The 21982-nt window shown below is 65.2% G+C and carries 20 protein-coding genes, 1 tRNA gene and 1 riboswitch; of the genes, 7 read left to right on the forward strand and 14 right to left on the reverse strand.

Annotated elements, in window-relative coordinates:
* Positions 1-3: 3 nt before the first annotated feature.
* From CIC12_RS14345 to CIC12_RS14400, 12 genes are read right to left on the reverse strand one after another with little or no spacing between them, the layout of a single operon-like run.
* A complete protein-coding gene (locus tag CIC12_RS14345) occupies positions 4-1188 on the reverse strand; it encodes a beta-ketoacyl-[acyl-carrier-protein] synthase family protein (protein ID WP_168664758.1) in 1185 nt (394 codons plus the stop codon).
* Entirely contained in the window at positions 1185-3851 is a 2667-nt protein-coding gene (locus CIC12_RS14350) for an MMPL family transporter (protein WP_238812610.1), read from the reverse strand. Before CIC12_RS14350 ends, CIC12_RS14345 begins: the two co-directional genes overlap by 4 nt.
* Positions 3851-4540 (reverse strand): outer membrane lipoprotein carrier protein LolA, encoded by a 690-nt coding sequence (locus CIC12_RS14355; protein ID WP_168664759.1) that lies wholly within the window; start codon positions 4538-4540, stop codon positions 3851-3853. Before CIC12_RS14355 ends, CIC12_RS14350 begins: the two co-directional genes overlap by 1 nt.
* Positions 4528-4959, reverse strand: coding sequence for an acyl-CoA thioesterase (locus CIC12_RS14360; RefSeq protein ID WP_168664760.1), 432 nt, complete (start codon positions 4957-4959; stop codon positions 4528-4530). The genes CIC12_RS14355 and CIC12_RS14360 overlap by 13 nt, the downstream gene beginning before the upstream one ends.
* Positions 4956-6560, reverse strand: a complete 1605-nt coding sequence (locus tag CIC12_RS14365; RefSeq protein ID WP_168664761.1) for an HAL/PAL/TAL family ammonia-lyase — start codon at positions 6558-6560, stop codon at positions 4956-4958. The genes CIC12_RS14360 and CIC12_RS14365 overlap by 4 nt, the downstream gene beginning before the upstream one ends.
* Positions 6547-8289: a glycosyltransferase family 2 protein gene (locus tag CIC12_RS14370; protein WP_168664780.1), complete on the reverse strand. Its 1743-nt coding sequence runs from the start codon at positions 8287-8289 to the stop codon at positions 6547-6549. Before CIC12_RS14370 ends, CIC12_RS14365 begins: the two co-directional genes overlap by 14 nt.
* Entirely contained in the window at positions 8289-10004 is a 1716-nt protein-coding gene (locus CIC12_RS14375) for an AMP-binding protein (RefSeq protein WP_168664762.1), read from the reverse strand. The genes CIC12_RS14370 and CIC12_RS14375 overlap by 1 nt, the downstream gene beginning before the upstream one ends.
* The gene (locus CIC12_RS14380; RefSeq protein WP_168664763.1) at positions 10001-10663 is read right to left on the reverse strand and encodes a COG4648 family protein; all 663 of its coding nucleotides are present in this window, start codon (positions 10661-10663) and stop codon (positions 10001-10003) included. The genes CIC12_RS14375 and CIC12_RS14380 overlap by 4 nt, the downstream gene beginning before the upstream one ends.
* Positions 10663-10914 carry an acyl carrier protein gene (locus tag CIC12_RS14385; RefSeq protein WP_168664764.1) on the reverse strand — a complete coding sequence of 84 codons (252 nt, stop codon included), beginning with the start codon at positions 10912-10914 and terminating at the stop codon, positions 10663-10665. The genes CIC12_RS14380 and CIC12_RS14385 overlap by 1 nt, the downstream gene beginning before the upstream one ends.
* Positions 10915-10917: 3 nt before the next feature.
* On the reverse strand, positions 10918-11217 hold the full coding sequence (locus CIC12_RS14390; RefSeq protein ID WP_168664765.1) for a phosphopantetheine-binding protein: 300 nt from the start codon (positions 11215-11217) through the stop codon (positions 10918-10920).
* The gene (locus CIC12_RS14395; protein ID WP_168664766.1) at positions 11192-11986 is read right to left on the reverse strand and encodes a lysophospholipid acyltransferase family protein; all 795 of its coding nucleotides are present in this window, start codon (positions 11984-11986) and stop codon (positions 11192-11194) included. Before CIC12_RS14395 ends, CIC12_RS14390 begins: the two co-directional genes overlap by 26 nt.
* Positions 11970-12734 (reverse strand): beta-ketoacyl synthase chain length factor, encoded by a 765-nt coding sequence (locus CIC12_RS14400; protein ID WP_168664767.1) that lies wholly within the window; start codon positions 12732-12734, stop codon positions 11970-11972. Before CIC12_RS14400 ends, CIC12_RS14395 begins: the two co-directional genes overlap by 17 nt.
* Positions 12735-13327: 593 nt before the next feature.
* Positions 13328-13477: riboswitch (yybP-ykoY riboswitch) on the forward strand.
* 78 nt (positions 13478-13555) lie between these two features.
* Between CIC12_RS14400 and CIC12_RS14405 the strand changes: the two genes are divergently transcribed.
* Entirely contained in the window at positions 13556-14128 is a 573-nt protein-coding gene (locus CIC12_RS14405; RefSeq protein ID WP_168664768.1) for a TMEM165/GDT1 family protein, read from the forward strand.
* Positions 14129-14270: 142 nt separating this feature from the next.
* Here the strand turns inward: CIC12_RS14405 and CIC12_RS14410 are convergent, their stop codons facing one another.
* The gene (locus CIC12_RS14410) at positions 14271-14969 is read right to left on the reverse strand and encodes a DUF4136 domain-containing protein (RefSeq protein WP_168664769.1); all 699 of its coding nucleotides are present in this window, start codon (positions 14967-14969) and stop codon (positions 14271-14273) included.
* Between the two features lie 229 nt (positions 14970-15198).
* On the opposite strand from CIC12_RS14410, the gene pepN reads away from it, so the two are divergent.
* The 5 genes from pepN (at position 15199) to CIC12_RS14435 (ending at position 20045) form a co-directional block, all read left to right on the forward strand.
* Positions 15199-17895: an aminopeptidase N gene (gene pepN, locus CIC12_RS14415; protein WP_168664770.1), complete on the forward strand. Its 2697-nt coding sequence runs from the start codon at positions 15199-15201 to the stop codon at positions 17893-17895.
* Between the two features lie 199 nt (positions 17896-18094).
* The gene (locus CIC12_RS33865; RefSeq protein ID WP_446728009.1) at positions 18095-18421 is read left to right on the forward strand and encodes a type II toxin-antitoxin system RelE/ParE family toxin; all 327 of its coding nucleotides are present in this window, start codon (positions 18095-18097) and stop codon (positions 18419-18421) included.
* Positions 18324-18938, forward strand: coding sequence for a HigA family addiction module antitoxin (locus CIC12_RS14425; RefSeq protein ID WP_238812612.1), 615 nt, complete (start codon positions 18324-18326; stop codon positions 18936-18938). Before CIC12_RS33865 ends, CIC12_RS14425 begins: the two co-directional genes overlap by 98 nt.
* Positions 18899-19915, forward strand: coding sequence for a class 1 fructose-bisphosphatase (locus CIC12_RS14430; RefSeq protein WP_091799881.1), 1017 nt, complete (start codon positions 18899-18901; stop codon positions 19913-19915). The genes CIC12_RS14425 and CIC12_RS14430 overlap by 40 nt, the downstream gene beginning before the upstream one ends.
* 54 nt (positions 19916-19969) lie before the next feature.
* Positions 19970-20045, forward strand: a tRNA-Thr gene (locus CIC12_RS14435).
* Positions 20046-20518: 473 nt separating this feature from the next.
* Here CIC12_RS14435 and CIC12_RS14440 read toward each other — a convergent pair.
* Positions 20519-20719, reverse strand: coding sequence for a hypothetical protein (locus CIC12_RS14440; RefSeq protein WP_174772048.1), 201 nt, complete (start codon positions 20717-20719; stop codon positions 20519-20521).
* 859 nt (positions 20720-21578) lie between these two features.
* Here CIC12_RS14440 and CIC12_RS14445 point away from each other — a divergent pair.
* Complete coding sequence (locus CIC12_RS14445; RefSeq protein ID WP_168664772.1) at positions 21579-21728, forward strand: hypothetical protein; 150 nt, start codon at positions 21579-21581, stop codon at positions 21726-21728.
* Positions 21729-21982 lie beyond the last annotated feature (254 nt).

Here is a 21982-nt window from a genome sequence, read left to right on the forward strand (position 1 = left end):
GCGTCATCGTGCGAGGATCAGGCTGACGTTGCTGCCGCCGAATGCAAACGAATTGCTCATCACGTATTGCGCGTTCGCACCGCGCGCGACGAAGCGTTCGTTCTCCACCAGGTCCAGCGGCGGCAATGCCGGGTCAAGCTCGCCGTCCCACACGTGACGCGGCAGCGGCACGTCGTCGCGCGCGAGCGTGAGCCACGCGAAGCCGAGTTCGGTGGCGCCCGCCGCGCCCAGCTGGTGGCCGGTCAAGGGCTTGGTGCCGCTCGTCGCGACGCCTTGCGGAAACACGCGCGCCATCAGCTTCGCTTCCATCTCATCGTTCTTGCGTGTGGCGGTGGCGTGCAGATTCACATAGTCGAGCGCGGACGGTCCAATGCCCGCATCGGCGAGCGCTTCGCGCAACGCCAGTTCGGCACCCGCACCCTGCGGGTCCGGCGACGAAATGTGATGCGCGTCGCTCGATTCGCCGAGGCCCGCGAGCCGCACGGCCGCTTCGTCGCGGCTCATCAAAAACACGGCCGCGCCTTCGCCGACGTTGATCCCGCAACGGTTCACGCTCATCGGATTGGTGCGCACGCCGCTGGTCGATTCGAGCGAGGCGAAGCCCTGCACGGTCAATTCGCAAAGCGAATCGACGCCGCCCACCACGACCGCATCGCACAGCTGCAATTGCAGCAAACGCCGCGCCGACGCGAAGGCTTTCGCGCTCGAGGTGCACGCGGTCGAGATCGTGAAGGCCGGCCCTTGCACGCCGAGCGCGGCGGCCGCGAACGGCGCGGCGGTGCCGATCTCCATCTGCCGGTAGTTGAAGTTCTCGGGCAGCTGGCCCGCCTGCGCGTGATAGACGAACGCGGCTTCGGCCGCCTCGATGCCCGACGTGCTGGTGCCGAGCACCACGCCGATCCGGTGAGCGCCGTAACGCTCGCGCGCGGCGTCGATGGCGGGCGCGATCTGCGCGAGCGCGGCCAGCAGCAAACGGTTGTTGCGACAGTCGTAACGCACGAGAGCGGCGGGCGGCGCCAGATCCAGCGGCGCGAGCACGCTGCCGGCAAACGCGTCGCCGATGCCTGTATGCACGTTCGCCATGCCAGGCGCGCACGTCGCGGCGAGCGCAGGCACGATTTCGTCGATGTTGCCGCCCAACGCGTTGATCATGCCGAGCGCGTGCAGATAAACCGATGGCGTCTTCATGCCACCCTCCTCGATTCCGATGGCATGCCGATCGGCGCGAGCAGCACCGAGACCGCGATGCCGAGCGCGAGCGTCGCGCCGAAGCTCTTCAGCGCGGGCATCTCGCTCATGCCGAGCATGCCGAACGACAACAGCGTGGTGGCCGCCGACAGCAGCACGCCGGTCCATACCGCGCCGAGATCCGCATCCGCGCGCAGGCAGCCTTCGCGCAGGAACACCGCATAGTTTGCGCCGACGCCGAGCACCAGCATCAACGCGAGCCAGTTGAACAGGTTGAGCGGTACACCCGCGTAGCCGAACACCGCGAGCGTCACGCCGACGGCGAGCGCCACCGGCAACGTGGTGGCGATGCCGCCGCGCAGGCCGGTTGCCAGGGAGATCTTTAGCGGAGCGTCGGACGCAGAGACCTTGTTCCGGGCGTCCACCGAAGACGCTTCACGTTGCGTGGGCGCGAGCCGGGCGTCGGGTTGCGCGGCCCATAAAAGGTCGCGCTCCGCGGCGTTTTGCAACAAGGTTTTTTGCGGAGTGTGCCCCAAGGCGACTTCATTCGAAGCGCTACCGAATGAGGCTTTCTTCGGCGCGTATCGCACGATCAGCAATACGAGCACGAGCGCAAGCGCCCCCCCGAGCCACCAGCCGCTGTCGACACGATACGCGCCGAACAGTTTCGACACGCTGGCGGCCTTGTCGACGAACGCGACGCCCGGCACGCCTTGCGCGAGCACGTTCAGTGCGGGCGCGTTGTGCGGCGTCACGCCTTGCGGGATCACGACGGCCGCATAGGTTTTCGCGGCCGGGCCGACTTCGCCGAGCCACACATGCCGGTACGGCTGCGACCACGGCGCGGCCAGCCAGCGCTCGACGGTGAGCGGCGCTTGTGGCTTCGCGTAAGCGGCGAGCCACGCATCGGCGACTTCATCTTTGAAGCCCGCTTGCAGCAGCGTCGCGCGCAATGCAGCGGGATCCTTGAACACATGCTGCGCGAGCAGTGCGCGGTCGTCCTTCTGCCGCTGTGCCGACGGCACGAATTGCGCCACCGACTGATAACCGCCGATCTGGTTCGGCGTACCGTTCAAGCCGTCCAGTTTCGCGCCCAGCGCTTCGGCGCGTTGCAGCACGACCTCCGGCGTCGCGCCGCGCACGACGAAAAACTGCGCGCTGTTATCGACGCCCACCGCGTCGCGCACCTTGTTCTCCTGCGCGACGAGCGACGGGTCGCGCTGGATCAGCAGATGGATATCATCGTCGCTGGTCAGGCGCAGCCAGCCGGGAATCGCGACGATCACCAACAATGCCGCCACGCCCCACGCGCGCCGTCCGCCAATCGCGCGATGCCAGAACGTCAGCAAACGTGCGGCACCCGCGAACACGCGTTGCGGGCTGCGCTTCGGCGCGCAGGTCAGCAGCGTGGGCAACAGCGACAGCACGGACGCGAACGCGGTCGCGATACCGACCATCGCGAAGCACGCGATCTGCTTGAGCGCGGGGAACGGCACCCACAGCAGGATCGCGTAGCCGAGAAGGCTCGTCAGCAACGCGACCGTCAGGGCGGGTCGCACCGCGCGCGCGCCGCGCCGTGCGTCCCAGTCGCGCTGCGCGCCGAGATACACGACGAAGTACTGGATCGAATAATCGACGGCCTCGCCGATCAGGCTCGCGCCGAATACCAGCGTCAGCAGATGCAGCTGGCCGAACACCAGCAGCGTAGCCGCGAGCGCGCAGACGATGCCGAGCGCCGTCGACACGAAACCGAGCAGCAACAGACGCGGCGAGCGGAACACCCACATCATCAGCAGCGCAATCCCGCACAGCGACGCGACGCCGATCAGATGCACTTCGCGCTCGGACGCGCTGCGCGCCGACTCCGCGTAGAACACCGCGCCGGTGCGCGCCACCGACACATCGGGGAACGTCTGCCGCAACGCGCTTTCGCCTTGAGCGAGCGCCGCGTGCACCGCGCGCTGTGTTCGGGTTTCGTACGCGGAGCCCGGCAACGTCGCGACGATCAGCACGCTGGTCGCGGCCCCGCGATGCGCCAGCAGCAGGTTGTCTTCGATGTCGAGGTTCGACGTCGCAAGCGGCAGGCTGCCGAGCCAGCGTTCGAGCCAGCCGAACGGATCGTCGGCGAGCGACGTGGTCAGGCCGCCTCGTAATGGGCTGTAGATGCGTTGTGCGAGGGTGTCGCGCAGGGTCGAGTTTGCTGCGGGTGCTGCATTTTCCGAGGCCGCCGCTCCCGCCAAGGCCGCGCGATCGGCCGGTGTCAACAAGTCAAAGCGATACGGCATGTACAAAGTCGCAATCTGCGCGAGATCGAACGGCGGCAATTCCGCCGTCACCGAGGCGAACGCCCCGCTCTTTTGCAACGACGCGCCAAGCTGTCTCGCCGCCGCTTTCGCGTGCGCGTCGTCGTTGCTGGTGACGAGGAGCACCGTGCGGTCGCCGAGCGCGCTCGCCAGCGTGTCGAGCGCTTTTTCGGCGACGGGGTCCGCCTCGGTGGCGGGCAGGAGCGCGAGCAGATTGGTCTGCAACGGCGACGGCCCCGCGAAGCGCCACGCGCAATACAGCACCGCGATCAGCGCGAGCAGGAGCCACACGGCGCGCACGCCCCACGTCTGTGTCGCCGACCGCTGTCGCGGCATGTGCCGCACGTCCCGCCTATTCATTACGGCGCTCCGAGCAGGCTGCTTTCAGCCGCCGTCGGTTCGCTCACCGCCGTGCTCTTCGTGAACTCGAGCTTCGTCACGTCGCCGTTCGCGAGCGTGATGCGCAAGCTTTGCAGATAGTCGCCGCCCGCCATCTCCAGACGCTTGATCGATTGCGCGATCTGCGGCTGATTCGGCGTCAGCTGCATGCGCCATTGCGCGGCGCTGCCTTCGGCCTGCACGTCGAATTGCGAGTACAGCGCCGACAGATCGCCGCCGAGCATCGCGCGCATCATCTTCGAAACCTGCGCGACGCCGCGCGTGCCTTGCGCGCTGTGAGCATTCACGCGCCGACCGGTAGCGTCGACCTGCACGACGCCCGCATCGGTGATCACGTAGGTGGCTTTGTACGGCGTATCGATCTGCCACAGCACGCCGCGCTCGTGCAGGAACAGCAGCGTGCCGTCGCTCACGAGCGGCTGTTTCATCGCGGCCAGCGTCTGCGTCTGCGTGAATTGCGCGCGCACGCCCTTGGCCTGGGCGAGGTGCGCGGCGATCTGCGAAACGAGTGCGGGATTGCCGGCGGGTGCGTTTGTTGCCGCTGTAGCGCTCACGGCCGGTGCCGGCCATGCCGCCACGCCGACCACGCCGGTCAGGCTCAACATGCTCAACGCGCTCACCATCAGCGCACGCAATGTCATCGTCCCCATACTCGCTCCAGCTTGTCGAACACGACCGGTGGCGAGACGAACTGCAACTCCTGGGTCGCGGCATCGACCGCGACCTGGATCGTATAGCCCTTCGTCAGTCGCGTGCCGGATTCGCAATCGACAATTTCATAGCCTATTTTCAGGCGGTTTTCGTGTTCGAGCAGTTGCGTGCGCACATCGAGCTTCTGGCCGTAGACGGCCGGGCGCACGTACTTCAGATGCGCCTCGACGATCGGCCATAGATAGCCCGACGCCTGCATCTCGCGGTAGTCGTAGTCGAACGCGCGCAGCAGCGCTGCACGGCCGATCTCGAAGTACTTCAGATAGTTGCCGTGCCAACACACGTTCATCGCGTCGACGTCGTGAAACGCCACTTCGACCGTCGCGCTCGCGCTCAGCACTTTGGGCGTTCCGCTCATGCGTTCGCTCCCTGACGATAGTCGTCGAGCAGATCGCACGCGGCGATGCGCGCGGTCAATGCGCGCAGCTCGCTCTCCAGCGCCCGGTCCTCGGCGACGAACGGCGAAACCGCGCCCACGTCGTCGATAAACCGTTGCAGCGGCGCCGGCACCGGCGTCGCGCCGTCGATCCGCAACCGCAGCCGGGCGGCCTGCACCGTCGCGAGCGTATGCGCGGCGGCCACCTGTTCGGTCAACTCCAGCACGCGCAAACAGTCGCGTGCGGCGATCGTGCCCATGCTGACCTTGTCCTGATTGTGCGACTCGGTCGAGCGCGAAAAGACGCTCGCGGGCATCGTGTTCTTCAACGCTTCCGCAGTCCATGCCGACGACGAAATCTGCACGGCCTTGAAGCCGTGATTGATCGCGGCGCGCGCGGCCTCGGCGCCCGACAGGTTGCGCGGCAAGCCGTTGTTGAAATTCACGTCGACCAGCAGCGCGAGTTGCCGGTCCATCAGATCGGCGAGATTGGCGAGCGCACCCTTCAGCGCATCCATCGCGAACGCGATGTGCCCGCCGTAGAAGTTGCCGCCATGCAGCACGCGCTCGTTGTCGGGATCGATCAGCGGATTGTCGTTGGCGCTGTTCAATTCGTTCTCGACGTCGCGGCGCACCCACGTCAGCGCATCACGCGCGACGCCAATCACGTGCGGCGCGCAACGAATCGAATACCGGTCCTGCAGACGATGCCCCGGCGTATCCTCGCGGCCCGTCAGATCGTCGCGAATCCATGCCGCTGCTTCGGCCTGGCCTGCGTGCGGTTTCACCTCGAACAGCGTCGCGTCGAAATGCGCGGCACGGCCGTCGAGCGCGACGCTCGAGAGCGCCGTCAGACGCGCGACTAGCCGCGTGAGGTGATCCGCGCGGGCAAACGCGAGACAGGCGAGGCCTGTCATCACCGCCGTGCCGTTCATCAGCGCGAGGCCTTCTTTCGGTGCGAGCGTGAGCGGCGCGCGGCCGAGTTCGGTCCATACGTCACGCACATCGCGCAGCGCGCCGTCGAACTGCACGTCGCGTTCGCCGGCAAGTGCCGCCGCCACATACGACAGCGGCGTCAGATCGCCGCTCGCGCCAACCGAGCCTTCGGCCGGGATGCGCGGCAACACGCGGTGATTGATCAGATCGGCAAGGCGTTCGAGCAACACCGGACGCACACCGGAAAAACCATAGGCGAGCGAGTTCAGGCGAGCGGCGATCACCGCGAGCGTTTGTGCGTCGTCGAGATACTGGCCCATGCCGCAGCCGTGATAACGCGTCAGCTGCAGCGGCAACGCTTCGACCAGTTCCATCGGCACGTCGACCACGCAGGCGTCGCCGTAACCGGTGTTCACGCCGTAGACGGTCGCGCCCGCGGCCAGTTGACGGCGCAGAAAATCCGCGCCGCGCTGGATGCGCGCGCGCCATGCCGGGTCCGCGCTCAGCGCGACCGGTGCGCGCCGCCACGCAATCGCGACGACCTCTTCGATCGTCAGTTTGCGCGCGCCGATCACGACCGCCGCTGCGTGTCCATTCACGCCGGCTTGCGTATTCGTGCCGGCCTCGCTCAGATCATGTTCGGCCATTCGCGCCTCGCTTGGGGCTGGCCCAGAAATCGAAGAAGTTGAACCATTGATAGGGAGCCTTGCGGCAATAGTGTTCGAGACGTGCCGCGTAACGCTGCGCCCACGTGGCGAGATGCTGCGCGCGTTCGCGGCGCGGCAGTTCGATGCGTTCGGCGAACGGCTCGAAATACAGACGATAACCGTCGTGCTCTTTCAGGCAGAAGAACAGGTAGACCGGGCAGCCGAGCGCATGCGCGAGCACATACGGACCTTGCGCGAACGGCGCGCTCGCGCCGAGAAACTGCGCGTCGGTGGTGCGGCCGGCTTCGTGCGCGGGCACGCGGTCGCCGACGATCACCAGCAGCTCGCCGGCATCGACGCGCTGCTGCATCAGCATCGCGGTCTCGGGTCCGAAGTCGCGGACTTCGAGCAGATGCCGCGAGAACTCGCTATTGGCCGACGCCAGCACACGGTTGAAGCGGCGCGCGTGCTCCGTGTAGACCACGGCGGTGACCTTCGCGTGAGCACCGTGTGCGGCGAGCGCGCGCGTCATCTCCAGGTTGCCGAGATGCGCGCCGATGACGAGCGCACCTTTGCCGCTCGCCACCCATGCTTCGAATGCCGAACGATCTTCGAACGTCACGTCCGAATCGCCGACGCGGCCGGACCATGCGGCGAGTTTGTCGAAACCCGACTGCGCGAACGCCAGCATGTGGCGATACGCGGACAACCAGCCCGGGCGCGGCGTTTCGTCTTGCGGCGCGGCCGCGCCGAGATGCCTGAAGTAAGTGCCCGACGCCTCGCGCGCGGCGCGCCCCGTCAGCAGGAAGTACGCGACGACCGGATGCAGCCAGAGCCGGGTGAAACGGCGGCCGAACAGCTTGCAACTGAGCGCGAGCAAGGCCATGCCGAGGTGGCTGCCGCGTTCGGCGATCCGCCACCAGGCCTCGTCGTCCGGTTCATCGCGTTGTTGTGCTTCGTTCGGTGCATCCAGGGGCGCGGCGCGGCGTGGCATCAGCTTGTGCGCGAGCAGCATCGGCAGACGCCACAGCATGCCGAACACGAGCCGCGTGTGGCTGCGGCTGATGCGCACGTTGTCCCACAGCACGTCGAAATGCGAGACGCCGTCGGCGGCATAGGTGACGCGCGTCGGAATCGAGCGGAACGCCGCGCGCCGCCAATGCAGGCGCACGAGGATCTCGATGTCGAAGTCCATGCGCGTGGGCAACGGCACGCTGTCGATCAGCTCGCATGCAAGCGCCAGCGGATAAAGACGGAAGCCGCACATCGAATCGCGGATCGTCAGCGACAGCGTTTCGATCCACACCCACACATGCGTCAGATAGCGGCCGTAGAGACGCGCTTTCGGCACGCTCTCGTCGTAGACCGGGCGGCCGAGAATCACCGCGCCCGGCTCGGCGCGCGCGGCGTCGATGAAACGCGGCACGTCGGACGCGTCGTGCTGGCCGTCGGCGTCGATCTGCACTGCGTGCGTGTAGCCCGCGTCGCGCGCGGCGCGCAGCCCCGCCATCACCGCCGCGCCTTTGCCGCCGTTGACGGGCAGCCGCAGCAGCGTGAGTTGCCCCGTGTACTGCTGCGCGAGCGCGGCGAGCACCTGCTGGGTCGCGTCGTCGCTGCCGTCGTCGACGACGAAGATCGGCAGGCGATGCACCGCGAGATGCGCGACAGTCGCGCCGATCGCGTCCTTGTGGTTGTAGATCGGAATGACGATGCAAGGAGCGAACTTCATCATGCGGGCTCCCGATAGACGATCACGCCCGATGCGCATTCACGGCCGTCCAGCCGGTACGCGAACTGCACACGCCGGCGTGCGGCGTCGTGGGCCAGCGTGAGCTTGAGCACCGCGCCCGGTGAAACCGGCGCCATGAACTTGAGCCGATCGATCGACGCCACCGCGCGCACGGCCGGCAGATGATCGCCGGCAAGACGGACCGCCCAGTCGACCTGAACCACGCCGGGCAGAATCGGCAGCCCCGGGAAATGGCCGGCGAAATGCACGAGCGCGGGCGGCACGCGCAGTTCGTAGTGCAGCGTGTCGCCGCTGGGTGCCTGGGTCAGCGCTTCGGCCAGCACTTCGATACCTTCGGCGGTCGCGCCGAAAGCAGCCGCCACCGCGCTGACCGGCAGCTTGCCGCGCGCGTCGAACGGCAAGTTCAGCCGGAAACGCCAATGACGCGGCAGCACCACCACGTCGAAATAACCGGCGAGATGCCGGCGCAAGGTTCGCGCGAGCAGCACGCGGCCTTCGTCGCGCAAGGCCGCGCTGCCCGCTTCGGTCAGTGCGACCAGCGCGCCCACACGTTCGCGCGACGCGCCGGCCAGCGGCACGAGCGCTGCTTGCGCGACATACGGATGCAGCGCGAGACGCGCTTCCAGCTCGGGCAGCGACACGCGTTTGCCGTCCAGCTTCAGCACACGGTCGAGCCGCCCTTGCAGACGGAAGCGGCCGTGCTCGTCGCAAGCGATCTGGTCGTCGGTGCGGTGCCATCCCGCGTGACCGAGATGCGGTGAGCGCACGTTCAACGCACCGTCTTCATCGCGGCGAATTTCGATGCGGCTCACCGGTTGCCACGCATCGGTCCGATCCTGACGCCGCCACGCGATGCCGCCCGTCTCCGTGCTGCCGTAGATTTCGAGCGGCGCAGAGCCGTAAGCCGTGGCGTAGTGCTGCGCGGCATCGGGCGCGAGCGGGCCGCCCGACGAAAAGAAGGCGCGCGGGGCCGGCGCCAGCGACGCGAAGCCGGGCAACGCGGGCCAACGCGACAATTGCGCGGGCGTCGAGACGACCACGGTTGCGCCGCATTGCTCGATGCGGCTCTGCAAATGCAGCGGCTCGATGCTGGTCGCACGGTCGAACGCGCGGCCGGCCGCCAGCGGCCAGAGTACGCGAAACAGCAAACCGTAGATGTGGTGATGCGGCACGCTCGCGAGCATCGTCGCGTCGCCGACCACAGCGCCCCACTGCAGTTCGAGCGTGTGCACTTCGGCGTCGAACTGGGCGAGCGTCTTGCGGATCGGTTTGGGGCTGCCGCTGCTGCCGGACGTGTAGAGCGTCAGTGGAGCGTGTGGGTCGATGCGGTGTCCCGTGCCGAAGGTTGCGCTGGCGTCTGCGCCCGCTTGCCGCGCGAACGGCGGCAGATCCGCATCGGTCAGCAGCGCATCGTAGGCGTCGGCGAGATCAGCGAGATAGCCGGGCGTCGCGTTGGCCGGAATTATCGGTTCCTTGCCGCACGCGAACAGCGCGAACAATGCACAGGCGAAGTCGAACGGATCGTCGATACACAACGCGTAGCGATGCGCGGCCTGCGTGCGCACCTGTGCGATCCATGCCGCGACGCGGGCACGAAACGCCGCGCGATCGAGCACCTCGCCGCGGTCCCGGCACACCGGAGTGTTCGACGAAGCTTCTGCGCGAACCAAAAGCAGGTCATGCAACGCGATCATGCCGCCTCCGAACGGGCGGCTCGCGGCAACACGACCAGATACCGCCAGATGAGTTCGGCCACGAGCAGCACGCCGATCAGCCCATAGGCAATCGCGCCGTTATACAGCGACCAGCTCGCGCGGCTCCAGTACAGCGCCGTGTACGCGGAGAACGCGCCGTTCAGCACGAAGAACGCACACCACACCTGCGTTACGCGCCGCGTGTGATGGACCGCCGCGGGCGGCAGATGAGGATTGCCGAGGCGCGCGAACTTCTCGATCATCGATGGGCCGCGCACGAGCGTCGCACCGAATGCGATCAGCAAACCAAGATTGACGAGCGCCGGGTAGAGGCGCAACAGCAGTTCGCTATCGGTGACGACGATCGCCGCGGACGCGACACTCAGCAAGCCGACCACGCTCCAGTCGATCGCCGACAGACGCCGCAGCGAAGTGGCGACCGGGCCGCTGCCTGCCCAGCGCTGCAGCCACAGAATCGCAAACAGCATGCCGCCGACGAAGCGCGGCTCGTCCCAGCGCCACGCGCACAGAATCAGCGCGGGATACGCGAGCTTCAACAGCGCCTGCATGACGGCCTTGCCCCAGTGGCGCTCAGTGGCGGGCGTCCCGACGACAGCGTCCGGCGCCGCCACTGGCACTCGCGAGCGCGCGGCCGGCATCAGCCCTGGGCCGCCAGCAGGGATTCGACCGCCCCGATCACGTCGCCGACGGTGCGCACCGATTTGAATTCTTCCGGCTTGATGCGCCGGCCGGTCATTTCCTGCAGTTTGATCGCGAGGTCGACGGCGTCGATGCTGTCGAGATCGAGGTCTTCGAACAGATGCGCCTCGGGCGTCACCCGTTCAGGCTCGATGGCGAAGTTGTCTTTGAAGATCTCACGGATGCGTTCAAGAATCTCTGCGTCGGACACGGTTTAATCCCCCTTCTTTGCGGTTTCGTTCGCAGCGTGCGCCGCTTCGCGCTGACTCTCGACCAGCGCGGCTAGCGTGCTGATCGAGCGAAAATGTTCGCGCGTGCTTTCGTCGTTGGCCGCGATGGTCAGTTGGTATTGTTTGCGCAGCACGATGCCGATTTCGAGCGCGTCGATCGAATCGAGACCGATGCCGTCGGTGTCGAACAGCGGGGCATCGTCGTCGATATCGGCCGGGCTCAGGTCTTCCAGATCGAGGGCTTCGATCAGAAGCTGTTTAATTTCCAGTTTTAAAGAATCCATAATCGAACAGGTGCCGGGTAATGTGGGCTTCGACGGCGCTCGTCACGCTGCGCGCCGCCAGAGCCGGTGTCGTGTCATGGGCCGCGAGATGCTCGACGCCGAGCGCATCGAGCACGTTCACGCGCATCCGGAAGGCGCGCGCCGGCACGTCGTACCAGCGCATCTGCCGGGTGAACGCGGGCGGATCGCAATCCATCAACACTGGCACGATCGGCGCGCCGGCCTTCAGCGCCATGTGCGCGAAGCCGCGCGAAAAAGCGTGCAGCCGGTTCGGCGCGGGACTACGCGTGCCTTCGGGAAAAACAATCATCGTGTAGCCGGCCGCGAGTTGCCGTGCGCCCGCTTCGATCAATTCGGTGGGGTCCGCGTTGCTGACGTATTGCGCCGCGCGCACGATCCCCCAGAAACACGGGTTGCGCCAGTGCGCGTTCTTCACGACGCAGCAGGCGCGCGGCGTGAGCGACAGCAGCACCATCACGTCGAGGTAGGTCGGGTGATTCGCGACCACGATCGCCGGGCCGCCGGCGCGCAGCGCGTCCGATCCCGACACGTCGAGTTCCATCACGCCAATGCGCTGCAACACGGCGACCAGCGCGCGGAAAAACCAGTGGATCACGCCGGTCACCGCCCGCTGCCGCGACGCGCGATGCGGCCACAGCCACGCGAGCGGAAACACCAGCGCGGAAAACAGCACGCCGCACACGCCGAATATCACGAAGGCCATGCCGGTCGCGCAAAAACGCCATAGATAATCAAGCCGCGCGGTCATGCCAACTCCAGAGCCAGATCATGCCGGCGCGCTGCCAGCATGCAGGCTGGCCGGTTTCCAGGCAGTGCAGCAACGCCTGGCTTTGGGTCGCGAACGACGCGGGCGCGCGGGTTGGCGCGGTGCCGGTTTCGCCGGGTCGGGTTGCGCCGGCTTCGCGTACGTCGCCCAAGGGCCCGGACGTCTGATCACCGGCGGCGCGCGACAGGGAGCACACCATGTGCCCAGTGGCCGCCTCGCTGTCGAGCAGAATGGCGAGCGCGCCGCCCTGCACTTCGTCCTCGATCGTGCCGTAGGCGGCGTCGGCCGGTTCGTCGGCATACACCAGCAAGACCGGCGAGTCGGGCTGCGTCGCATATTGCGCATGCGCTTCCAGCAGTGCGTAACCGAGGGTTTGGGCGCCCGCCGAAATCGCGCTGGCCGGCGAGCGGTCGCCGCGCGCGATACCGAACACGCCGGTCATCGCGTTCAGCACCGACAGGCTGAAGGCGGTCGGCGAAACCGGCTCGCCAGCGCTGATGCTGCGCAGGATGTCGGTGGTGCGGCGCAATTCGCCATGCCGCGACGCGAACACAACCCGGACCGCGTCCTGCGCGACGCAGTCGTGCGCAACCTTCAGCGCGACTTTCGACAGCGTGCTCAGACGACGCCGCACGATCGGCTCGATAAAGCCAATCTCGGGGGCGGCGGATGCGGTAGCCGGCCAGCTAGACCAGCGACCGACCGGAATGGTCCAGTGCAGATCGGGCATATCGGTGCTTGCGCGTTGAAACGCGGGAGAGGCTCAGACGCCAGACGGAACACAAACCGTCACGGCCTGCACACGCCGCGCGGATCGGCGATCTCCAGCCGGTGGGCAATTTTCTTGTAGGGTCAGCGCATTAACGGCGCCCGGCCCTAATTGTTTAGAGGCCTGTGACATTTAATCAGATGAATCGTCCGAGGCGCTCCTAGTCGGCGGAATCATACTGAATATTCTGGATTAAATCAGCCACAAAAGACGTATCCATCTGTATCCGTATCGCCAGTGCGACGAATGGCTGGCGCGCGCCGGGCCGTCCCATTGACATTTGCGCCACGCGCCTTGATCCGGCTGAAAGCCCCTTCCGATATGTTTCCGACCGAGCCGGCCGCCCGGTCGAAAACGCGCGACCCAGGCGAATACTTTCATTCGACTTTCTTGACAGGTGTTTCAGACCGGAACATTTGCATACAGGCGAGGCGTTCCGGCGGCCCTCGTATGCGAGAAGCATTCTTCGGGCGCAGCCGCTCATTGCCGATCCGCCTCAGCAACGCCGCGGCCGACGGCCAGCCGTCATCAGACACATCCCTGCCTGCTATACTCCGTCGCTCATTGGGGAGTAGCCGCCCCGCGGCATGTCCGCACCGCCGTACCCGGGTGCGTCGAACGTGCGGTTCGCGGGGGCGCCTGTCAACAGACTTGGCCTGCATGGCCATGGCAGCCGCAGCCTCTGGCCTGGCGAGACCGATGATCCACACGCGCCGCAACAGGGCCCGGCGTGTCGCGGGTCGTCGCTCGTACACATCTCGGCCCGAGGAATCCCCACAATCGTGAATCACGCTTTTCTCATTTCGACCGGAGCGGTCGCGCTCGCCGAAATCGGCGACAAGACACAACTGCTCTCGCTCGTGCTCGCGGCCCGCTACCGCAAACCCGCACCGATCATTCTCGGCGTGCTGACCGCCACCCTCATCAATCACGCGGGTGCGGGTGCGCTCGGCGCGTGGCTCGGCTCGCTGCTGACGCCGACCATCATGCGCTGGGCGCTGGCCGCCTCGTTCATCGCGATGGCCCTGTGGATCCTCGTGCCAGACAAGCTCGACGACGACGAAGCCAACACGAACCGCACGCACTTCGGCGTTTTCGGCGCGACCGTGGTGGCGTTTTTCATCGCGGAAATGGGCGACAAGACGCAGATTGCGACGGTCGCCCTCGCCGCGCGCTTTCACGATTTCTTCGGCGTGGTGGCAGGCACCACGCTCGGCATGATGATCGCCAACGTGCCGGCGATCCTGCTCGGCGATCGCTTCGCCCACCGCCTGCCGACGGGGCTCGTGCACGGCATCGCGGCGGTGCTGTTCGTGGTGCTGGGGGCGATGGCGCTGTTTGGGGTCGGCATGTAAGCGGCGCCCGGGCGACGTCTTTGCGGTCTTCAGGCGGCACTGCGCTTCGCTTCTCACAACTGCACAAACAGAACGGCCCGGCAGGGATAACCCACCGGGCCGTTCTTATTGCGCTTGAACCTGCGCCACGTTATCCGTCACCCTACTCCGCCGCCTTGGCACCCGACGCCGGAACCGGCGCCGCGGCCGGCGCGCCGCCGGTCGCGACCACGTCGTTCGCCGGGCCGCCGCCCTCGCCGCGCGGAATTTTCACCGTATGCACAGCGCCATTGCCGAGCGGGAAATCGGCCAGCGCGCTGCGCGCCAGATACGGCATCGCCCTCACCAGCGACGACTCGCCGCCCGAATTGCGGGCCGTCACGTTATAGACCTCCTTGCCGGTCGCGCGCTCGGTGATCCGTATGCCCAGCAGATGGGTGAAAATCGGATAGGTCTGGTTCACGTAGGTAGCCGGATACGGACCCCACGGTCCCCACGGATCGAACGGCCGGCCCCAATACGGTGACGGCCACGGGTTGTAGTACACCGGTTCCGCAACCGTCACCATGTCCGAACGGATGCCGTACGAGAGTCCGACCAGATAGCGCGCCTGTGCGCCGTCGACTTCGCGGAACGCATGCGCCGAGAGTTCGCTGGCGACCATGCGCTCGTAGGTGGCGAGTTCGAGATTGTTCTGCTGATCGGGCGCCCGCGTGAACGCGAAGGTGCGCGTGGCATCGGTGCCGCTCCAATCGGAAAACGCCGTGACCTGAGTGGTCACGTAAGTCGTGCAGCCGGACAGAAGCACCGCCAGCGCGGCCAACAGCAGCGTGGCGCGGCGGGTCCATCGATCGATAGTCATGGTCTACCTCGTGAGGCCCTTGAATTGCCCATTATCGCCAGTGATGAGCGGCTCCGGCGAACGCGCACGCGGCTTTTTCACGCGCGGGCGCCGATAATACGCTGACCCCGCGAGCCGGTAAAAAGTTCGCTCCGCACGATTGCGCGAGGCTTTGTACAATGGCCCGACCAGCCCGGCTTGCGTGCCCTTCGCGCGCCTGACCGCTCGAGTACCAACCCTACAGAACGCCATGGCCGATACCGCAACGCCCAATGTGATCCGCCGCGCCGATTACGCGCCGCCCGCCTTCCTGATCGACACCGTCGCGCTGGAGTTCGATCTGGTCCCCGAACGCACGATCGTCAGGAATACGATGCGCGTGCGCCGCAACCCGGACGCGTCCCGCGCCGCGCATCTCGAACTGATGGGCGAGCAACTGGAGTTCGTCGGCGCGGAAATCGACGGCCAGCCGTTCGCCAACGCGCATGCGCACGAGCACGGACTGCTGCTCGACAACGTGCCCGACAGCTTCGAACTGACGCTCACCAGCATCTGCAATCCGGCCGCGAACACCACGCTGTCGGGCCTCTACGTATCGGGTGGCAACTTCTTCACGCAGTGCGAGGCCGAAGGCTTTCGCCGCATCACTTATTTCCTCGACCGCCCGGATGTGATGGCGACCTTCACCGTCACGCTGCGCGCGAGCCAGGCCGACTATCCGGTGCTGCTGTCGAACGGCAATCTGCTCGAAGAAGGCGAGTTGCCGGACGGTCGCCATTTCGCGCGCTGGGAAGATCCGTTCAGGAAACCTAGCTATCTGTTCGCGCTGGTCGCGGGCAAGCTGGTCGCACTCGAAGAACGCGTGAAGAGCGGCTCGGGCAAGGACAAGCTGCTGCAGGTGTGGGTCGAACCGCACGATCTGGACAAGACGCGTCACGCAATGGATTCGCTGATCCATTCGATCCGCTGGGACGAAGAACGCTTCGGGCTCGAACTCGATCTGGACCGCTTCATGATCGTCGCAGTGAGCGACTTCAACATGGGCGCGATGGAGAACAAGGGGCTCAACATTTTCAACACGAAGTACGTGCTGGCGAACCCCGAAACGGCAACCGACACCGACTTCGCAAACATCGAGGCGGTGGTCGGCCACGAGTACTTCCACAACTGGACCGGCAACCGCGTGACCTGCCGCGACTGGTTCCAGCTGAGCCTGAAGGAAGGCCTGACGGTGTTCCGCGATCAGGAATTCTCGGCCGACATGGCCGGCGGCGCGACAGACGAAGCCGCGCGCGCGACCAAGCGCATCGAGGACGTCCGCGTGCTACGCCAGATGCAGTTTGCCGAGGACGCGGGTCCGATGGCGCATCCGGTGCGTCCGGAAAGCTACGTCGAGATCAACAACTTCTACACGATGACCGTCTACGAGAAAGGCTCGGAAGTCGTGCGGATGTATCAGACGCTGTTCGGCCGTGACGGCTTCCGCAAGGGCATGGACCTGTACTTCAAACGCCATGACGGCCAGGCCGTGACCTGCGACGACTTCCGCCACGCGCTCGCCGACGCGAACGGCCGCGACCTCGCGCAGTTCGAGCGCTGGTACAGCCAGGCCGGCACCCCCCGCGTATCCGTGCGCACCCAGTACGACGCCGCGCGGCGGCGCTACAGCGTGACGCTGCGCCAAGGTTACGGCGACGCTCCGGCGGCCGCCCGCGAAACGCAAAAAGGACCGCTGCTGATTCCGTTTGCAATCGGCCTGATCGGCAAGGACGGCACGGATTTGCCGCTCAAGCTGGAAGGCGAAGCGAAGGCGTCGGCCGCCACCACGCGCGTGCTCGAATTCACGCAAACCGAACAGACCTTCACGTTCGTCGACGTCGCGCAGGAGCCGCTGCCGTCGCTGCTGCGCAATTTCTCCGCGCCGGTGATCGTCGAATACGACTACTCGGCGGACCAGCTCGCATTCCTGCTCGCGCACGACAGCGATCCGTTCAACCGTTGGGAAGCCGGCCAACGGCTCGCTACCCGCGAGTTGATGGCGCTCGCCGGCCGCGCGGCCTCGGGCGTGCCGCTGCAACTCGACGACTCGGTGGTCGCCGCGTTTGCGCGCGTGCTCACCGACGAAACACTGTCGCCGGCGTTCCGCGAACTCGCGTTGATGCTGCCGTCCGAAGCGTACCTGGCCGAGCAGATGGCCGAGTCGAATCCGGCGGCCGTACATGCCGCCCGGCAGTTCGTGCGCAAGCGTCTCGCCAATGCGCTAAAAAACGACTGGCTCAAGGTGTACGAGCGGCATCGCACGCCGGGTGCCTACGAGGCGACGCCCGAGGCGGGCGGCCATCGCGCACTGAAGAATCTCGCGCTGTCGTATCTCGCGGAGCTGGACGATCCGGCCGAGGCGGTGCGCCTCGCGTCCGCACAATACGACGCGGCGAACAACATGACCGACCGCGCGGCGGCGCTCTCCGCGCTGCTCAACGCGGCGGCCGCCAACGGCGGCAGCGTTCAGGCGCAGCAGGCGCTCGACGACTTTTACCGGCGCTTCGAAAAGGAGCCGCTCGTCATCGACAAATGGTTCGCCTTGCAGGCCACACAGCGCGGCAGCGCGCAACGTCCGGTGATCGACATCGTGCGCAAGCTGATGACGCATCCGGCTTTCAATCTTAAAAATCCGAACCGCGCGCGTTCGCTGATCTTCAGCTTCTGCGCGGCGAACCCCGCGCAATTCCACGCCGAAGACGGCTCGGGCTACGCGTTCTGGGCCGATCAGGTGATCGCGCTCGACGCGATCAATCCGCAAGTGGCCGCCCGCCTCGCCCGCTCGCTCGAATTGTGGCGCCGCTTCACACCGGCGCTACGCGGAGGCATGCGCACGGCGTTGGAGAAAGTGGCGTCACAGGTGAAGTCGCGCGACGTGCGCGAGATCGTGGAAAAAGCCTTGGCCTGATCGCCGCCTGATAGCGGCACTCGCTTCGTCAAGCCGGCACGCGTTGCCGGCTTTTTTTCGTTCTGAGTCCGGCCCGGCGTGCGTACTTGTCGACGTACGCGTGAGCCATCTGAACGACTGTCCATCTGATGCCGGCGGGGCGAGAGTCAACACATTCAGTTAGCGGTTTGCGTTTAACGCAATGCGTTACGCCACCCCTATGATCACGACATTCGGCGACAAGGCTACCGCGAGAATCTTTCAAGGCAAGTTCGTGTACCCACTGCCGCTTCACATCCAGACGCTCGTGCCCCGCAAGCTGCTGATGATCGACGCGGCCGACTCCATCATGAGTCTGCACGCGCCGCCGGGTAACCGGCTGGAGGCCTTACAAGGCCAGGGCAGTGGGCAGTGGCGCATTTCAGCATCACTGATTATCGGGAGACCGCATGGTCATCAAACGCTCCGCGCTGGAGAGCATCGATCTCTCGGCCATCGATACCGGCGACACCATCCCCGACATCCATCCGGGCGAGATCGTGCGTAGCGAGTTCCTCGAACCGCTCGGCATGTCCTTCGACGCGCTCGCGCTTGCGCTGCGCGTGCCCGCGCCGCGCATCAACGACGTCGTACGCGGCAAGCGCACCATTTCGGCCGACACGCGCTGCGAGTCGAGCGCTATTTCGGCGCAAGCGCGCCATTCTGGCTCGACCTGCAGATCGCCTGCGACCTGCGCATCGCTACTGCCGCGGCCGGCGAGCAGTTCGAACGGGAATCGAACCGATGCCCCGGGCGGATCGCCCGAAAATGCCGAAAGTGCCGGCCGCGCATGCCCGGGCAGCCGCGCTCGCGGTCAGCGTGAGCGGCAGCCACACCGCCGGCAAAGCACGCCGCAAAGCCGGACGCGGCGCGCGCCGCACAGCGCCGGCCGCATCGCCGCGCGCTCTTCGCGCTTAAAAGCACAGAGCAGACACACCGAGCGGTTAAAATCGGGATATTCCTCTAGCCTTCCCGGAGTACAGCAATGGCTTTGCAACGTCGTACCACTCTCACGAAGTACCTGATCGAGCAGCAGCGCGAGACCAATAACCTGCCGGCCGACCTGCGCCTTTTGATCGAAGTCGTCGCGCGTGCATGCAAGGCGATCAGCTACCACGTCAGCAAAGGCGCGCTCGGCGATGCGCTCGGCACCGCGGGCAGCGAGAATGTGCAGGGCGAGGTGCAGAAGAAGCTCGACATTCTGTCGAACGAAATCCTGCTCGAAGCGAATGAATGGGGCGGCAACCTGGCCGGCATGGCGTCCGAGGAAATGGAACAGTTTTTCCCGATCCCGGCCAACTATCCGAAGGGCGAATACCTGCTGGTGTTCGATCCGCTCGACGGCTCGTCGAACATCGACGTCAATGTGTCGATCGGCACGATCTTCTCGGTGCTGCGTTGCCCGGACGGCCAGCAGCCCACCGAGCAGTCCTTCCTGCAACCGGGCACGCAACAGGTGGCCGCGGGTTATGCGGTGTATGGTCCCCAAACCGTGCTCGTGCTGACCACGGGCAACGGCGTGAATTGCTTCACGCTCGACCGCGAGCTTGGCTCGTGGGTGCTCACACAAAGCGACATGCGCATTCCGGTCGAAACGCGCGAGTATGCGATCAACGCGTCGAACGAGCGCCACTGGTATCCGCCGGTCGAGCAATACATCGGCGAATTGAAGGCCGGCAAGGATGGTTCACGCCAGAGCGATTTCAACATGCGCTGGATCGCGTCGATGGTCGCGGACGTGCACCGTATCCTGAATCGTGGCGGCATCTTCATGTACCCCGCCGACAAGCGCACGCCGGACAAGCCGGGCAAGCTCCGCCTGATGTACGAAGCGAACCCGATGGCGTTCATCGTCGAGCAGGCGGGCGGCGCGGCGACCAACGGCGAAAAACGCATTCTGGACATCCAGCCGAAAAGTCTGCACGAGCGTGTAGCGGTGTTCCTCGGCTCGAAGAACGAAGTGGATCGCGTCACCCGCTACCATCTCGAAGCAAAAAAATGAGTTAGGGGCTTGCCAAGCTACTGAAGAAGTCCCTATAATCTCGTTTCTCCTGATGCCGGAATAGCTCAGACGGTAGAGCAGCGCATTCGTAATGCGAAGGTCGGGGGTTCGATTCCTCTTTCCGGCACCATCAAGATTCAAGCAAAAAGCCCGGTCCTTGCGACTGGGCTTTTTGCTTTCTGGATCGCCATCGACCAGACGGGCGCGCGTGCGATCCGCATCGCTCACCACGTTGATCCGCGCATCTCAAAATATCGACCCAGCGCCGAACATGTCGAGAGGGTGGAAACGTTCGCGCTGATCGACGCGACGCAGATCGACTGCAGGTGCCGGCGAGCAGTCGCTCGTATCCTACGAGTTCGTTTGAATGCAGTGCGTCCCGCAGCCATCATTCAGCACTCGCTGACTCGAGCCCTTGTGACACCTGCTTTTTTCCGGCTGCGGCGGTAAAGCTGATACCACGACGTTCACGTGCGACAAGCGCTTCGTCGCGCGACAAGAGAATTCCGCGGCGCGAATGGCTAGTGTTCGATTGGCTCTCGCAGAAGCAAGTCCGGCTTCATTGACTCCTTCAGAGCCAGTTGAATGAAGAGGCCGCGCTGGTCACGCGCGAAAGCGCGAGCGGTCATATGACTGCGTCATGACGAGGTTGCGGGCCACGACAGAATCCTCGGCAACCGCCAGCTCTTCTCGTGTCTTGCCGTACGCGGCGATCGCTGCCTCTGGCGCCGACGCAAACCATAAGATTCTGCCGGCACATTCGATTCCGACCTGACGTCCTTTCCAGTAGACCGCGTTTTCCATGGGACTTCTCCGAAGCGCGAAGACTGACATCGTCCGCGTCGGGGACGGACGCGTCCGTTAGCCACCGCACGTCGTGTGGCAGATAGCTCCTTCAAGCATAGGCGGCGGCTGCGTGTCGCCGGGCGAGAAGGTTTTGGCACGAAAGCGGGAGGTGGCATCGGGTGCAGCAAGACGGGGGCCCTTCGCCGTCGCGCCCTATTCGCGCCGACTTGAGTCAGAAGATGAATGCACGCCAATGCGCATCGCCAACGCGATGGCGCACGCTCTTCCAGCATAGGCGTGGCCGCCCTTTAGCCGCAATCCACAACTGGTCCGGCGTTTCCATCAGCTGTGTCACTCACCACGCCCAGTTGTCACGACTCGAGTTAGAACTGACGCCGCCCATGGATCTGCGAGTCTTTGAAGAAAAACTTTAATAAAAGTTAAGTTTCGTCAACCAAAACTCAAAATCAATCGTTTACGAAACATTAGGGGATGACGGCTATCGAGATATGAGTGCATCGGTAATCAACGAACGTTCAGTCACTTATCGAGAAAATCCTTCCGATGCCGCACCGCACAAAATACGCTGATTTTAGTCACACGCAATTCATATGGAGAGTGTGTCGCGCAAACGCCAAGAACCCTGTGCAAAGCGCACAAGACCAGGTGCGGAAGGAAACAACGCGGCAGGCCGCACGGAGCTGATTCGCGCGGAGAAAAAATCGGCACCGCAATCGATAGACGATAAATTCTATTCAAACGCTCTGTTGAAGTGTCGGCTTGTGCCGTTAAAGCAACAGAGAGCATCTCATCAGCATCTCATACTGGTGCAAGACACGGGCCGAGGCAGATAATCGGTTTGTAAAGGAGAAAGATCATGGATGCCAAACCAACGAAGATTCCGACCCCGGATAAAGTCTTTTGCCCGGATCCGGAACCCGCTGGCGTCGAGTTTCTGGGTGCCGAGTTGCCTCAGCACGTGCGCGCATTTTTCGACGAACAACGTAAGTCGTGCGACTCCAAGTAATCGGACAGCGGTGCGATGCAGCATCGGTGTCCGCGCGTAGCGACGCGCGGCGTCAACATGCGCCCCACTAAGCGTCTTGCGCGCGCCGCGTGACGCTGATTCGGCATGCGTGAAGCACGCCACGTCCTGGTCGCAGCGGCGTCTGACGCGCGCTTCGATTCACGCATCCCACAATCGGACAGTGACAGTCGGCCGGCCGAATAACTCGCTCCGCGAGCGTCGCATCATTTATTCTTCTGGTTTTCCTCAGCGGC

Origin of the sequence: Paraburkholderia sp. SG-MS1 (assembly GCF_012275575.1) — a bacterium.
Lineage (GTDB): Bacteria > Pseudomonadota > Gammaproteobacteria > Burkholderiales > Burkholderiaceae > Paraburkholderia.